General features: G+C 37.4%; 13 protein-coding genes and 1 other annotated feature. Of the genes, 1 reads left to right on the plus strand and 12 read right to left on the minus strand.

Going from position 1 to position 14,670, the window contains the following annotated elements; genetic code table 11:
• The 7 genes from RRB46_RS06305 to RRB46_RS06335 form a co-directional block, all read right to left on the minus strand.
• Positions 1-2,911, minus strand: a 2,911-nt coding sequence (locus RRB46_RS06305) for a Rib/alpha-like domain-containing protein (protein ID WP_311537881.1), incomplete at its 3' end; no start/stop codon positions are given.
• On the minus strand, positions 2,829-3,479 hold the full coding sequence (locus RRB46_RS06310) for a YSIRK-type signal peptide-containing protein (protein ID WP_311537882.1): 651 nt from the start codon (positions 3,477-3,479) through the stop codon (positions 2,829-2,831). The genes RRB46_RS06310 and RRB46_RS06305, both read right to left, overlap by 83 nt.
• Before the next feature lie 2,398 nt (positions 3,480-5,877).
• Complete coding sequence (locus RRB46_RS06315; RefSeq protein ID WP_311537883.1) at positions 5,878-6,150, minus strand: type II toxin-antitoxin system RelB/DinJ family antitoxin; 273 nt, start codon at positions 6,148-6,150, stop codon at positions 5,878-5,880.
• 210 nt (positions 6,151-6,360) lie between these two features.
• On the minus strand, positions 6,361-6,591 hold the full coding sequence (locus RRB46_RS06320) for a DUF2922 domain-containing protein (protein ID WP_296128354.1): 231 nt from the start codon (positions 6,589-6,591) through the stop codon (positions 6,361-6,363).
• 23 nt (positions 6,592-6,614) lie between these two features.
• Positions 6,615-6,833, minus strand: a complete 219-nt coding sequence (locus RRB46_RS06325; protein ID WP_296128351.1) for a hypothetical protein — start codon at positions 6,831-6,833, stop codon at positions 6,615-6,617.
• 87 nt (positions 6,834-6,920) lie between these two features.
• On the minus strand, positions 6,921-7,604 hold the full coding sequence (locus RRB46_RS06330; RefSeq protein WP_311537884.1) for a peptidoglycan amidohydrolase family protein: 684 nt from the start codon (positions 7,602-7,604) through the stop codon (positions 6,921-6,923).
• 21 nt (positions 7,605-7,625) lie between these two features.
• Positions 7,626-7,766, minus strand: a complete 141-nt coding sequence (locus tag RRB46_RS06335) for a YvrJ family protein (RefSeq protein ID WP_311537885.1) — start codon at positions 7,764-7,766, stop codon at positions 7,626-7,628.
• A 339-nt stretch (positions 7,767-8,105) separates the two neighbouring features.
• Here RRB46_RS06335 and RRB46_RS06340 point away from each other — a divergent pair, with 339 nt between their 5' ends.
• Positions 8,106-8,636 carry a sigma-70 family RNA polymerase sigma factor gene (locus tag RRB46_RS06340; protein WP_311537886.1) on the plus strand — a complete coding sequence of 177 codons (531 nt, stop codon included), beginning with the start codon at positions 8,106-8,108 and terminating at the stop codon, positions 8,634-8,636.
• Between the two features lie 480 nt (positions 8,637-9,116).
• On the opposite strand, the gene RRB46_RS06345 is transcribed toward RRB46_RS06340, so the two are convergent.
• The 5 genes from RRB46_RS06345 to hydG all read right to left on the minus strand — a co-directional run bounded on the left by RRB46_RS06345 (position 9,117) and on the right by hydG (position 14,644).
• Positions 9,117-9,986 (minus strand): MetQ/NlpA family ABC transporter substrate-binding protein, encoded by an 870-nt coding sequence (locus RRB46_RS06345; RefSeq protein WP_311537887.1) that lies wholly within the window; start codon positions 9,984-9,986, stop codon positions 9,117-9,119.
• A 60-nt stretch (positions 9,987-10,046) separates the two neighbouring features.
• Positions 10,047-10,712, minus strand: a complete 666-nt coding sequence (locus RRB46_RS06350; RefSeq protein WP_311537888.1) for a methionine ABC transporter permease — start codon at positions 10,710-10,712, stop codon at positions 10,047-10,049.
• Positions 10,699-11,730: a methionine ABC transporter ATP-binding protein gene (locus RRB46_RS06355; protein WP_311537889.1), complete on the minus strand. Its 1,032-nt coding sequence runs from the start codon at positions 11,728-11,730 to the stop codon at positions 10,699-10,701. Before RRB46_RS06355 ends, RRB46_RS06350 begins: the two co-directional genes overlap by 14 nt.
• Before the next feature lie 61 nt (positions 11,731-11,791).
• Positions 11,792-12,023: a binding site (T-box leader), on the minus strand.
• 67 nt (positions 12,024-12,090) lie between these two features.
• The gene (hydF, locus tag RRB46_RS06360) at positions 12,091-13,242 is read right to left on the minus strand and encodes a [FeFe] hydrogenase H-cluster maturation GTPase HydF (protein ID WP_311537890.1); all 1,152 of its coding nucleotides are present in this window, start codon (positions 13,240-13,242) and stop codon (positions 12,091-12,093) included.
• Entirely contained in the window at positions 13,226-14,644 is a 1,419-nt protein-coding gene (gene hydG, locus RRB46_RS06365) for a [FeFe] hydrogenase H-cluster radical SAM maturase HydG (protein WP_311537891.1), read from the minus strand. The genes hydF and hydG overlap by 17 nt, the downstream gene beginning before the upstream one ends.
• Positions 14,645-14,670 lie beyond the last annotated feature (26 nt).

The following is a 14,670-nucleotide window of genomic DNA, read 5'->3' on the forward strand; positions in this document are numbered from 1 at the left end:
CTTTTCCACCTTTTTCGATTTCTTCCTTCTTAACTTCTGGTTCATACTTGTCAGCATCTTTTTGAGCTGGTGTTGTATCTTTTACTGTTACAGGTACTTCTTTTTCTTCACTTGATCCGTCTGGGTAAGTTACTTTGATTTTTCCTGTGTAGTCGCCAGGTTTGTTTGTATCGATTGTTCCTTCTGGAGTTACATCTTCTACTTTTGTTCCTTCTGGAAGTTTGTCTAGGTTTGTTACGTTGTCTGTTAAGTCAACTTTTCCACCTTTTTCGATTTCTTCCTTCTTAACTTCTGGTTCATACTTGTCAGCGTCTTTTGCTTCATCCTCTTTAACCCATACTGCATAAACTTTTAATGATTCAGTTATTGCTGTATCTTTTGTGAAGTCTGCTTCTGTAGCGTCAGCTTTTGTTGCCCAGCCTTTGAAGATATATCCTTCTCTTGTTGGATTTTCTGGCATTACGTTTTTACCATTGTAGTCAAGACCGTTTGGTGTGTAACCAGCATTTCCAAGATATTGTTCGTTTTCTGGAGCTACAACTACCTTATCTTCTGGTTTTCCTTCGTAGTTTTGGTCAAATGTGACTCTTGACTTAACTTTTTCGATAACTGGGTCTGATGGGAATTGGCCTTTTCTAGCTGTATTTATATAAATAGGCATATCTTTCTTTAATTTAAGACCATCGCCATCTTCAGTTTTTAGTTGGCCAAGAGCATACTTATAAACAGCATCGTATTTTTCATCTCCCGCTTCTACTTTTCTACCATTTTCATCTAGTATGATAGTTTCAGCAGAGTTTTTGTCAGCAGCTAATTTTGTATCGAAGTAGAACTTTTCACCTGATGGGGCTATATAGTATCCTGTTACATTATTTCCATCTTTACGTACAGTACCCTTAATCTCTGTGTCAGTATCAAAGATTTCTTCTACTTGTGGTACATATTTGTACTTAGTAACCATTACACCATCAATGCTCTTTGAGTGTTGGAAGTAGTAAGGACTATAATCTTTTTTAAATGTGTTCTCACCTTCAACATTTACTATATCTTTATCTGTTGCCGCATTACCTGTATTTAAGAATAGTCTCCAGCTATGGCTTTCGTATTTTTGACCATTGTCATTGATTATCCATAGTCTAATCTTCTCACCAGCAGATAGTGTTCTACCAGCTTGCATGGTGATATCATATTTCATATTCCTATTAGATGCTAGGATTCCGCCTTCGTTTCTTTCAGAAATTGTTTCAAAGTTTTCAGCTCCTTCTGGGGCTGAAGCATCATTCATTAGGTGGTAGGTTTCACCAATTTGCATTACATATTGGTTGCCTTTGCTATTAATTCTATCTTTAAACTCAAGGGTAAGCTTATCACCTTTTTTAATTACAGTATCTTCCTTTACCTCTTGGTCTGATCTTAGGAAACCATCTTTGTTTTCGTGAACAAATCCACTACTAAAAGCATAGGCTTGTAGATATTTGTTTTGAGGGAATAATTTTGAAATCATATCCTCATCAACATTATATTCAATTGAAGTGTTTACATAGTTAATTGTATATGTCTTAAATATGGTTGAATAAATACCTGTTTTTATATTTCCTGATGTTGCACGTACTACCTTAATTCCTGTCTCTTCTAGATTTGACTTGAAGTCAGAACCTACTACATAGATAGTAGCAACTCCGTTTTTAACGTTTATTTGATCTCTTTTTATAGCTACCTTTGGTGTAGTTTTATATGCTTTTTCATTATCTATTGTGTTTACATCTAGATAAGCTACATTACCTTTTTCATCTTCTTTTAGTAGGTCAAGTAATCTTGCATCAAATGATTGGGTAAATCCTACATTACCTAAATATGAGTCAATAGAGTCAGATTTTATATAATAGTGTCTTGTTCTAATAACTTTTTTATCACTATCGTACTCACTTGTACCAAATCTTTGTTCATTTGACTTTTTGTTTGAGTTAGCAGGGATTACATCGTTATTAAGGTTCGAATTTAATGGGACAATAGTAGATCTTGTGAATTGTCCATATTCAATAGTATTAAGATCAACATCTCTTTGAGTACCAGGAACATTAGTTAAAACCAATTTTTTATCAATGTCAAGTCCTCTGTGTTGGATTAGGTAATCTTTTTTTCCTAAATCAGCAATCTTAACCCCATCTTTTAACACTAAATTGATTGGTAGTTCGTACATTTTACTATAAGACTTAGCTAGCTGAGGTAAAGTAAATTCAGCTTGATAATCTGAAGATTTTACATTGTTGAATAAGAATTTTTCTTCTTTTCCATAGGATGAATAAGCATAAGACTTATCCCAATCAATTTTTTCATATAAGTCTTTTTGGAACTTAAAGGCTAGGGATAAGTTGTTCATCCATGGCATACTAGACCTAGCGTCTCCTTGCCATTGTAATCTTATAACATCATTCCCATTGGCATCTGTGTATGTTCCAAGATAGTTAACCTCACTTAGAGCCATACCTATACTAGATGTTCCTCCTAAGTTTCTACCTTGCCAACCTTTTTCTACTTGCCAGTAGTCATTGTCTTGTGAAATTTCTTCTTTCCAGTTATTGGCAGATTGACCAGCTCTTTTCTTTTGGTCTTCTGTAAGGTTAGCATGTTTTTCGGCTGCTTCCCTTAGAGCTGTTTCTTGAGCTCCTTTTGCCATATTTTCAATATTTTGACCGTTGTTTGATACTAAAATTGATGCAGCAATGAAGTCTTCACGCTTATAAGTATCCTTAAGAGCATTATAAGATTTTTCAAGGTTGGCTATTCTTTCTTCAGAAATACCTGCTTTAACAAGTTTTGCCTTTTCTTCAGCTGTAAACTTTTCTACTTTTTTCAGATTTAGCTTCTTCTTTTTTAGCTTTTTCTTCTTTAATTTCTTTTTTTTCTTCAAGTTTAAGTTCTTTTTCAGCATCTTCTACAATTTTATCAATTGCTTCTTTGCTTTCTGCTTTTTCTACTTCTTCTTTATATATTTCAAGAGTTTTAGAAGATTTTTCTGCATCTACATTTTCGAAAGCTTTTTCGATTTTTGCGATAGCAGCTGCTTTATATTCGCTTAGGTCTTCTTTTTCTTCCTTGACTTCCTCTTTTTTATCTTCTTCTTTATTAGCTAGTTTATCTTCTGATTTTTCGCTAGCTTTAGCTGGTGCAGCTATTGGTTCAGCTTTTGGAGCTTCTGTTTCTTGATTTTTTTCTTCAACAGGAGCTTCTAGTTTTACTTCTTCTTTAGCTTCTGTTTTTTCTTCATTAGCTGGTTCTGCTCCTTCTGTTGCAGCTGGTGCATCAGAAGCTACTTCAGAAGCTTCTACTGATTGTGGGCTTACTAAAAGTACAAATCCTAGCATGCATGATACTAAGCCTATAGATAGCTTTCTGGTAGCATATCTAGGTTTTCTATTAGCACCCTTTAACTTTTTGAAATCAATAAGCTTTTGTAATTCTGCTTTTCTTTCTTTCATAATATCTCCTTATAAATTTTTGGCTTAATGATCTGGTCAATCCATTTATCGTGATAAAGTTATAGGCGAACAGGTCCCAATTTATCCACCGATAAATAAAATAGGCAGAAATCATTTGCAATCTATCGAGTGTCATTGCGCCACTCTGGATATTTATAATATACATCTTCCAAATCTCTATTCAACTCATTTCCATCAAGATTTTAAATTTCCCAATATATCTAAAAGTTATATGAATCTAGTTTTGAAAACTAGGTGGTGACTTGTTTTTTAGGTTAATTTACCTGCTTTTAGAATCAGGAAATTATGATTAGAAAAATGGCATAGTTCTGGGAATTATGTAAGCTATGTATATTTTACAATTTGATTAATATTTACTTTAATTGACAATAAGATGAATTACTCCAAAAAATTATCAACTTTCTCGAATTTAAATTTTATAAAAATTGATAAAGAGGAAAACGAGTCTCAGACTGGGTTTGGGTGAAGTGGTGATATGGTAATTAAGAGTTTTTGTAGAGAGTTGGTGAAGGATTTGTAAGAAAATGAGTCTGAATAGGAGAAACCAGATAAATAAAAAGGTATAGGTTTTCTTATAAGGCCTTCGAATATAGCGAATTTTCGTGATAAGGCTTTCTTGGAATTTGAGTTTTCGTAATAGGTCTCTCGACAAGCTCGAGACAAGGAGCAAGCCCGTCCGGCTCGTGGAGGACTCTCCATGAAATGGTCGAGCTTTAGCTCGAAATTATCCCCTCCGGCGCACAGAGTGCCCGTACGGAGCGGTTGCAGCGAAGCGAGAAAGAAGCTTTTAAAGCTTCCTACTTATTCCCTTGCTTCGAGCTTGTCGAGAAGCCTAAAGAAATTGTTAGATATTATCATTAACTATGCACAAAGCACAGGTATATTTTTACAAGCCTCCGAATATAGTGAATTGTCGTTCTAAGGCTTACTTTGGGATTTGAGTATTCGTAATGGTTCTCTCCACTTCGGTCGAGAAAAGGGATAATGAAGGAAGCTTTTAAAGCTTCCAACTCTCTCCCTTGCTTCGAGCAACGTGCAAGCCCGTACGAATGCCGCTTCTTCGAAGCTCTCCGCGCTCCCGCGCTATCATTCGGCGATAACATGCCAAATCAAGGCATGTTATCGTGGCTTGTCGAGAAGTCTATTAGTACCACTTAGGTGATATTTTTTACTATGCACAAAGCATAAGTTTATTTTCACAAGCCATAGAATATAGCAGCATGTCGTGCTTAGTTTATCTTGTAATTCGAGTTTTCGTAATAGGTCTCTCGACAAGCTCGAGACAAGGGGAGGCAATCCATATTATTAGTGAATACAGGAGTTTATGTAAAGGTAGTATTATTATAAGAAATATTAATAAAATCAGAAACCGAGTCCCCTTCCTATTTCGAATGAAATGAGAAATCTCATGGTTTTGTATATCGTGGGTTTTGTGTTTACATCGGTAATTGGTTTATGCTTAATTCAGTACCCAAATAGCCCGATGTAGATACAAATCTCTTTATAAAAAGAACCATGAGACCCCTCGTCGCAAGCTCTGTCGGGGTGTGAATGTTTTTCCTACAGTATGTGTAAATCCATAAATGATTTCTTATATAGATATAAATCATATATCCTCGAATAAAAAGTAAATGACAAGCACCCCTCCCATTTCGACCTACAGGGAGAAATCCCATAGATTATTATATTTGGGTTTTGTGTTTACATCGGTAATTGGTTTATATAGCCTTCGAATATAGTAACGTATTATGCTAGGGTCTGTCTTTGACTTTAATATATTTAGTAGCCCTTCCACTTTCTATTTGTATGATCAATCCTTTCTCGCCATTAAAGTGAAATTGGCGTAGATAAATCAAGATTGGCGAGATTAATCTCGCCATTTTGGTTATTTTGGCTATGATAAGTACACACATGGCCCGTTGAATTAACCAATCCCTTTATAAAAAGAACCATGAGAGTCCTCTACGAGCCACGTAAACATGCCTTGATTTGGTCGCTCTCGGCCGCTAGGGCAATTTTTTTACGCCGAATAATAGTGCGGTAACACGGAGAGCTTCGAAGAAGCGATATTCGGACGGGCTTACTTCCTCACGATGTTCGTTCGGGGTGGGAAAGGATTAATCCATAGTGGCGCTATTTCCTAAAAGACAATTGATAGCCATAACCCCACTCACATTTCTAGTGTAAAAAGCAAGCCCGTCATCTTCAAAAGGGGCGTCATAATTCTATAAATTAGGTGCTCTTTATTTATATCAGTTTTAGCTTTGTATCAATATTATATTTAACAATAGCTTCCCCCCTTATTTTGATCATCAAAAAAGCACCTTAAAACTAGTAAGTGCTTAATATCTCTAATATTTATTTAATAAACTTTATCTTATACTTCAAGGGCTTTCCTCAATTCATCTATATTATCATAAGATCTAACATTTTTATCTCTGCCTATTCTTCTTCCTTCTTCTATAGCTTTTATGGTTTCTTCGTTTGGCTGGTTAAGTTTGAGATCAAAAGGAATGCCACTTTCTCTAATACTTGCCCTTAAAAACATATTAATTGCAGTAGTCATATTTAAACCTAGACTGGAGTAGATTTTTTCTGCTGCTTCTTTTATTTCTTTATCTGTTCTTATATTCAAATTCGTTGTAGCCATTTTCTCATCTCATTTGTTTTATTATATAAGAATATTTGTTTATAGTAAATACATTGTCATTACAAAGTCCAGGCAATATGTATTAATTTAATTCAGAACATTCTCATTTTCGCTTTAATAATTTTATATAAAAGCGAAAATGTAAATAGTCTCTCTGAACCTAGTTTAAATTCTCATACAAAAAGCCAGCACTTGGCTGGCTTTTTGATCTTATTTTACTTGGAAGGGATTTTTTTCTATTTTTTCTACGTGAGCTTTTTCCCTTGTGGCTATAGGTCCCTTGCTTGTCATGAGGACATTTGCTCCTATCATTTTATCCATGGCTGTCTTGATGTCTGTATCTGTGTAGGATGGTTTTGGCTTATCTATTGTTATTGTCCTTTGGCTACCTGTTGCGTCTTTGAAGTATAGTTTGAGTTTTTTGTCGATTGTTTTTTCCATATCTTATTTTCCTTTCTTTATCCTTATGATAGTTTTCCTTCTTCGATTAGTTTGTCATCTGCTTTGTAGATTGCGTAATTTAGAGGATGACCATTATTGCTTAGTAGGTCTAGATAGGCACTTGCGAAGGTCTTGATGTTTTCGTCACTTGCCTCTTGATTTACTTGTGAGAAGGTCTTTGTATAGGTCTTTCTCACATCTCCGTCTGCATTTGCAATTTCATATTTAATTTTTACTTTCATATTTTCTCCTTTTTTGTTTTTTTATTGGCGCCTTGTATATATATAGCAAAATCCGCCTTTTTGTCCCGATTTTTTTGATTTTCTTTTTTAAATCCTAACCCAAGTTGATTTTCCATCACCTATACTCACATATCTCCTCTTGCCTGATAGGGCTATATAGGATATCCACCTGTAGCCCTCGTTTTCTAGGACCTGGTCATAGTGGATGGCCTCTCCTGGATAATAGACTGCTAGAACACCACTCCTAGTTGAGGGTCTTTCTCTGACATTTACTGCTTTTAAAACCAGGGCCCTGCCAAGTTTTTCGACAATGGCATAGCCTGGACTTAAGCTTGCTATGGGCCTAAAATATCTTTCCTTATAGGACCTTTTTAAGGCCAGGAAGGAATAAAGGTCATCCCTTGATGTGGAGATGCTTACTCCCCTGTGCCTATAATTAGCATGAAGGATTTTATCCTTAGCTAGGAAGATGCCTGTGTGACCGCCTGCTCCTAGAGATTTTCCCTCGATACCCCTTATAAAGATATCTCCCCTTTGGATTTCATTATAGGAATAGATTTCCTTTAGATAGACTCCCTTCATCTTAAAGAGGGTCTCTGTTGAGCCGATTAGGCTTGTCCTTGGGAGGAAGCCTCCTGCTATGAGGCAGTAGTGGACAAAGAATGAGCAGTCATAAAATTTGGGCCCAAGCCTTGAAGGATAGGCCATGGAATAGCCCACCCTGCCGACTTTAGCAAGGCCAAAATCAATCATCTTTTCTATATTTCCCATAAAACTCCTTTCTCCAAAAGCCTAAGACTTTTGGATTTCTTCAATGATTCTATCAAGCTTCCCATTTATTTGAACTATCAGGATGATGTTCATTACTATTGGAAAGCCAAGCTCTGATATAAGTTTGAATATATCCATATTAATTTCGGCAAAACTTAGCAAGCTTTCTTTCCTTAGGATCAAGCTGGCTAAGTCTGGCTTGCGATAAAATTTATGGCAAGCCCAGAAAGTACGCCACTCCTTTCTTATTTAATTTGCACGTGCTATTTATATATAGCAAAACTTAATATTTTGTCCCAATATTTTCTAATTAGCTTAAAAAATTTTAGAAGGAGCTTTAATTTTTCTTATGGCTTTTAAGGCGGATAATGCCTATCTTATAGGCTTTAAGGCGATTAAACATTTTCACTATTTTGTATTAATATAGACATTGACAAGGTCAAAAGGCGCCTTTACCAGCTCGGCTGGTAGACTTTGATCTTTTATGAAAGAAGTGAAAATATGATAAATTTAGACAATGCACAAAGAATTATAGATGATTATATGCCCCTAATACTTGCAACAATCAGGCGTTTCCCAGCTTTTGAAAGAGGTGAAGCCATAGATGAAGCTAGGATGGTTGTAATCGAAGCAATCCTTGCCTACGATGTGGACCAGGGCAGCTTCGGAAATTTCCTAAAACACAAGCTCAACTACTACTTTTGGAACAAATGCAGAAATCCAGTAGAAATATCCCTAGAAACACCCACTGAGGGCGGGGTTATAGGAGATTTACTAGCAAGCGATATAGACATAGGATCTGACCTAGAAGAGGCAGAAAGATACCAAATCTTAAAATATAGCCTAACTAGGCTAAATGAAAAGAAAAGGGAAATAATAAGGTTAAGATTTTATGAAAATATGGACTACGATCAGATAGGAAAAGTCCTAGGCCTAAGCCCAAAGACTGTGAGAAATAAAAATAGCTTGATTATTAAGAAATTGAGAAAGATGTGTGATTTTTATGACCTAAAAGACCTTAATGATAGGTAAGCTTTAAAAATTCACATTCAAATCCTTCGGATACAGTGAATTGTCGCTCTTAGGCTGTGTTGGGATTTGAGTTTGCGTAATGGTTCTCTCCACTTCGGTCGAGAAAAGGGGCACGCCCCTCCGGCGCGTAGAGGAGCCCCGCGGAGCGGTTCGCAGCGAAGCGAGAGAGATTGCTTATAAAGCTTCCAACATCTCCCCCTTGCATCGACCGATAACAAGCCCGTCGGCTCAAGGAGCGCAAGCCCGTCGGCTCTTAGAGACAAGTCTATTAGTACTGATATGGCGTTTATGTTTACTATGAACGAAGCACATGTTTATTTTCACAAGCCTTCGAATATAGTGATTTTCGTACTTAGGCTGATTATGATAACCAATGTAAAAAAGACGAGCCTGCGAGCTCGTCCTTTTTCTTCTTATTCCATGTTTTTAATGAAAGAATAATTAATATTAGTATATTTCATCTTAAGATTAATTCGATTTTTACCAAGCTGGTATCCAAGATCCTTTTGTTATTCTCTCGTAGTCAGCTTTTGTTTCATCTGTTTGGTAGTATTTTACGAATTCTTTATATCTTTCGTTGTTTTCATCTTCTTTTCTTGCTGCGATTATGTTGATGTATTGTTTTACTGATTCGCTTTTTGGATTTTCTTCATAGATTATTGTCTTTCTATCTAGGCCTGCATCTAGAGCGAAGGTGTCGTTTACTGCTGCTGCGTCTACATCATCTAAGCTTCTTGATGTTTGTGATGCGTCCATCTCGATTATTTCTAGGTTCTTTGGATTTTCTTTTATCTTATCGAGGCCTACTATCTCGCCTGGCTCACCTTCTACTTTGATTAGACCTGCGTCTTGAAGGAGGAATAGGGCTCTTGATCCGTTTGATGGGTCATTTGGTATAGCTATTCTTGATCCTTCTTTTAGGTCATCAAGGCTTTTTACCTTATTTGAGAATAGGGCAATTGGTGCTAGCATTGTATCACCGATTGATACTAGATCAGATCCCCTGTCTGCGTTAAATTCGTCTAGGAATTTGTAGTGTTGGTAGGCGTTTAGGTCTATATCTCCTGCTAGAAGGGCTTCGTTTGGTTGGTTGTAGTCTGCAAATTTGACTAGCTCTACCTTATCACCTGTTCCTTCTTCATATCTTTTTATTACTTCTTCTAGGACTTCGTTGTATTCTCCTACTACACCAATTTTGATTGGGCCTTTGTCATCTTTTGTTTCTGCTTTTTCTGCTGTCTCTGTCTTTGATGCTTCTGCCGCCTTTTCTTCTGTCTTGCTAGCATTTCCGCAAGCTGTTAGTGTTGCTACTAGGCCTAGGGCTAGGGCGATTTTTGCTGTTAATTTCATTTCTTTCTCCTTTATATTTTTTTAGTGACGTTCCAACAATATATATTAAAATCTTTTAGCTTAGTGACTTGTTTTTCTTATTAGGTAGTTGGCTATGGCTTGGATTATATAGACTATTACAAGTATTAGTACTACCGCTACCACTACCACATCATCTTTGTATCTTTGATAACCTAGGGCTATGGCCAAATCTCCTATACCTCCTGCTCCGACTATGCCTGCCATTGCTGTAAGGCCTAGGAGGGAGATTAGAGTTATTGATGATGCCCTGATTAGGCTTGGAAGACCTTCTCTTAGGTATACTCTTATTATTATCTCAAAGGGGCTTAGCCCCATGGCATCTGCCGCCTCTATCTTGCCCGGTTCTACTTCTGCTAGGGCTTGTTCTACTTGCCTTGCAAAAAATGGCGCTGTTGAAAATACTAGGGGAACTATGGCTGCTGTTGGCCCTATCCTGGTATTTACAATTGCCTTGGTTATTGGGACTACTAGGGCTATCATGATTACAAAAGGTATGGCCCTAAAGAGGTTGGTTAGCTTATCTAGGATGCTATAGATTGCCTTATTTTCTAATATCCTTCCCTTATCAGTAACTACCATTATCACCCCAAGTATTAGTCCAAGGATGCCTGCAAATATGGCAGAAACGACTAGCATGTAGAGGGTTATCCAAAAATCATTTATTATCCTATCTTTGATTGATAGGGAATAGTCAAAGAATCCCATCCTTACCTCCTAAAATTTCTATGTTTGTCTTCTTATCCTTAAGGTAGGCCCTTACCTGGCTTAGGTTTTTGTCATCACCCTTTATGGTTACGATGAGGTTGCCTACAGGTGTTCCATTTATAAATTCGATGTTACCTGCTAGGATATTGGTTCTTATACCAAATTTCTCATTTAGCTCATTTATGATTGGCTCTGTTGTGGCATCTCCCAGGTAGTTTAGCTTGGCTAGCTGCTCATCTGCCCTTAAGATTCCAAGGTTGGCCTTAACTTCCTCGATGGTTTCCCTGGTGTTGGTGCTGGTTTCAACAAATTCTTTGGTTAGGTCATTTTGAGGATTGGCGAAAATTTCTAGGGTCGTGCCCATTTCTATGATTTCTCCACCCTGCATAACTGCACATTTGTTGCAAAGGTCCTTTACCACTTCCATCTGGTGGGTTATGATCACTATGGTTAGCTTAAGCTCTTGGTTAAGCTCTTTTAAGAGCTTTAGGATTTGCTTGGTTGTCTTTGGGTCTAGGGCGCTTGTGGCCTCATCGCAAAGTAGGATTTCAGGATCTGATGCTAGGGCCCTTGCTATGGCACATCTTTGCTGCTGGCCTCCTGATAATTCTCTCGGATAGGAATCTGCCTTATCTCCAATTCCCACCTTTTCCAAAAGCCTTTGGGCCTTGGCTCTTTTTTCTTCAGGGCTTAGGCTCTTATCTTTTTTGATTGGAAATATTACATTGTCAATTACTGTCAGATTGTTTAGGAGGTTGAAATGTTGGAAGATCATTCCAATTTTTTTCCTACTTGCCCTTAGGTCTTTTTGGCTTAGATCTAGGAGGTTTTCCCCATCGATTAGGACCTCTCCCTCACTTGGTCTTTGGAGGAGGTTGATTGTCCTAACTAGGGTCGACTTGCCTGCCCCAGAAAAGCCTACAATACCGAAGGCATCCTGCTCTTCTATTTTTAGACTTACATCCTTGACAGCCTTAAAGCCATCAAAGTCTACGCTTATATTTTTTAATTCTATCATCTTTCTCTCTTTTCTCTTCTTATAGATTATAAAAAAACGTCCTTACATTTCCAAAAGGAAACATAAGGACGTTTTATCGCGTTACCACCTTATTTTATACCTGGGTCACCCCAAATATACACTCATCAAGTACAAACATACTCTTCTTCTATAACGGGAATACCCGTATGAGTCTCATATCGACTCATCCCATCCGAGGCCATCTTCATCTAAGCTTTAATTCACCCCTTTGCACCAAACAGGGCTCTCTGTAGAAAATCCACTTAAACTACTCTTCTCTTCAAATGGTTTGTAAATCTATTATCGAATTGATAGTCATATAATACCATCTTTGATTTTTTATGTCAAATTAATTTTTATTTATTCATCTGGAAGGGTGATTTTATCAAGGATGCCGGTAAGTTTGGCTATAGTTATTCCATAATTTGTCATAGGAACATGAGCCTCTTTTGATTTTGCTAGCCTATTTAGGACATGGGTCCTATTAAACATACATGATCCACAAGTAATGATTAGGTCGTATTTTGCATAATCTATAGGGTCATTGCCCCTTACAAAATCTATATTTACATCAGGGTGGATCTTTCTTATGAGCTTTGGAATCTTGACTGTGCCTATGTCTTCTTCTATAGGAGGATGGGTACAAGCTTCTGCTATTAGGATATTTCTGATATCATCATCAAGCCTTGCAGCTGACCTTACAAAATAATTTATATCCCCCTTAAAGGCAGAAAATAGGACTGAAAAGCTTGTAAGCAAGACTCCTTCTGGCTTTTTCTCATAGACTTCTTTAAAAACCTGGCTATCTGTGATTATCAAATCTATTTTATTAAGAGATTTAATAGTCGCCTCAAAATTTTCCAGATTTGTACAAATAGCTGTGGCATTTTTATCAATTATTTCCCTGATGGTCATAACTTGCGGCTTTATGAGCCTATCCTTAGGGCTTGCCGCATCTTGAGGCATGACAAGAACTACCGTATCGTGGGACCCTACCAGGTTTTTGGTGATAGATAGGTCTTCTTTTTTGTAGATCTTTCTAATCCTAGCAAAGATTTCATCCCTTGCCTTGGTATTTCTAATATCAACGGGAATTGGGGCCTTATCCTTAAATTCTTCAAGGATTTTCTCTCCCCTATCCTTATCCATGTGCATGGCAAGGAAGATTACAGGCTTGTTGATTTTCTCTAAGATTTTTAGGTCATCATTTTCAGACAGACAATAGAGAAATATGTCAATCTTATCTATCTCTGACAAGGATTTTTCTATTCTTTTTTCTGATAGGTCGGTCTTATCTGCAAAACCTGCAGTATCAACAAGGACAACAGGCCCAAAGTCTGTTATCTCCATGGCCTTTCTGATAGGGTCAGTAGTTGTCCCTTCCTTTTCAGATACTATGGCATGATCAAGACCTGTCAGATAGTTTAGAAGGGTTGATTTACCAGCATTAGTCCTACCAAAAATCCCTATATGACATCTTTCACTAAAGCCTGTCTTAGATATAGAGGTCACGGATGCCTTCCTCAACTTTTTTGATATTTTCTCTTGTGGACTCCCTTACCTTTTCATTTTCAATGTTTGGAAGTTCTCTTTCTATTAGCTTGTCGATATCAGCCTTAGTTTGTGGGCTTGCGTAGTCCACTCCATATTCTTTTAGGGTAACTAGGGCGTTTGGATGGCAGATATTGCCTATACCGTGCTCTTTGACCATGCCCATAAAGACTTCACCAGTCCTGCCCTTTCTGTAGCAGGCTGTGCAGAAGGATGGGACGTGGTTTTTAGCTATAAGCCAGTCAACAACCTCATCCAAGCTCCTATTGTCAGATAGCTCAAATTGGTCAGAGCCAACTGTTTCATCATCTGTGTAGCCACCTACTGATGTCTTTGAACCTCCAGAAATTTGGCTTATACCAAGCTCAAGCAATCTATCACGCATAGCTTCAGACTCACGAGTTGAGACAATCATACCTGTGTATGGGGCTGCAATTCTTATGCAGGCTACAATTTTTGCAAACATATCATCTGATAAAGAATTATCAAAATCATCAGGGTCTATATCATCTGCAGGCTGGATTCTTGGGACAGAAATTGTGTGAGGACCTACGTTAAACCTAGCTTCAAGGTGCTCAGCGTGCATCAATTGGCCGACAAATTCATATTCGTAGGAATCAAGTCCATATAAAACTCCCATGCCCACATCATCAATCCCACCTTCCATGGCCCTATCCATGGCTTCTGTGTGGTATTCGTAATTTGATTTTGGACCGAACTTGTGAAGTTCTTCGTATTGTTTTTTGTTATAGGTTTCTTGGAAGAGGATATAGGTACCAATCTCAGCTTCCTTGAGCTTCCTATAATTTTCTACAGTTGTAGCGGCAATATTTACATTGACCCTTCTTATAGCACCGTTTTTGTGCTTGATTCCATAAATTGTCTTGATAGATTCAAGGATGTATTCGATTGGGTTATTTATTGGGTCTTCTCCAGCCTCTAGGGCAAGTCTCTTGTGGCCTAGGTCTTGGAGGGCAATAACCTGCTCTTTAATCTCTTCTTGGCTAAGTTTTCTCCTTGGAATAGTCCTATTTTGTCCATGGTATGGACAATATACACAACCATTTACACAATAATTTGATAGGTAAAGGGGTGCAAATAAGACAATCCTATTGGCATAAAACTTGTGCTTAAGCTCTCTTGCAAGGTTAAAAATCTCTTCATTGAGATCATCTTCCTTGGATGATAAAAGCACAAAGGCCTCCCTGTGGGATAGGCCCTTGGCCTTTTTCGCTTTTTCTAGGATAGATTTGATAAGGTCCCTGTTGTGGGCATTTGCCCTACCATAATCTAGGGTCTCAAGTATCTCTTCGTGATTTATAAATTCAACTGCCTTAGTAGAGGCAGGATCGTATTTAGTCATATTTCCTTCTTTCTTTTCTATGTAAA

The organism is uncultured Anaerococcus sp., from assembly GCF_963512375.1.
Lineage (GTDB): Bacteria > Bacillota > Clostridia > Tissierellales > Peptoniphilaceae > Anaerococcus.

Bases quoted from the DNA above. Each gene is read 5' to 3' on its own strand.
- RRB46_RS06310 (WP_311537882.1), bottom strand. From the start codon at position 3,479: ATGAAAGAAAGAAAAGCAGAATTACAAAAGCTTATTGATTTCAAAAAG.
- RRB46_RS06315 (WP_311537883.1), bottom strand. From the start codon at position 6,150: ATGGCTACAACGAATTTGAATATAAGAACAGATAAAGAAATAAAAGAA.
- RRB46_RS06320 (WP_296128354.1), bottom strand. From the start codon at position 6,591: ATGGAAAAAACAATCGACAAAAAACTCAAACTATACTTCAAAGACGCA.
- RRB46_RS06325 (WP_296128351.1), bottom strand. From the start codon at position 6,833: ATGAAAGTAAAAATTAAATATGAAATTGCAAATGCAGACGGAGATGTG.
- RRB46_RS06330 (WP_311537884.1), bottom strand. From the start codon at position 7,604: ATGGGAAATATAGAAAAGATGATTGATTTTGGCCTTGCTAAAGTCGGC.
- RRB46_RS06340 (WP_311537886.1), top strand. From the start codon at position 8,106: ATGATAAATTTAGACAATGCACAAAGAATTATAGATGATTATATGCCC.
- RRB46_RS06345 (WP_311537887.1), bottom strand. From the start codon at position 9,986: ATGAAATTAACAGCAAAAATCGCCCTAGCCCTAGGCCTAGTAGCAACA.
- RRB46_RS06350 (WP_311537888.1), bottom strand. From the start codon at position 10,712: ATGGGATTCTTTGACTATTCCCTATCAATCAAAGATAGGATAATAAAT.
- RRB46_RS06355 (WP_311537889.1), bottom strand. From the start codon at position 11,730: ATGATAGAATTAAAAAATATAAGCGTAGACTTTGATGGCTTTAAGGCT.
- hydG (WP_311537891.1), bottom strand. From the start codon at position 14,644: ATGACTAAATACGATCCTGCCTCTACTAAGGCAGTTGAATTTATAAAT.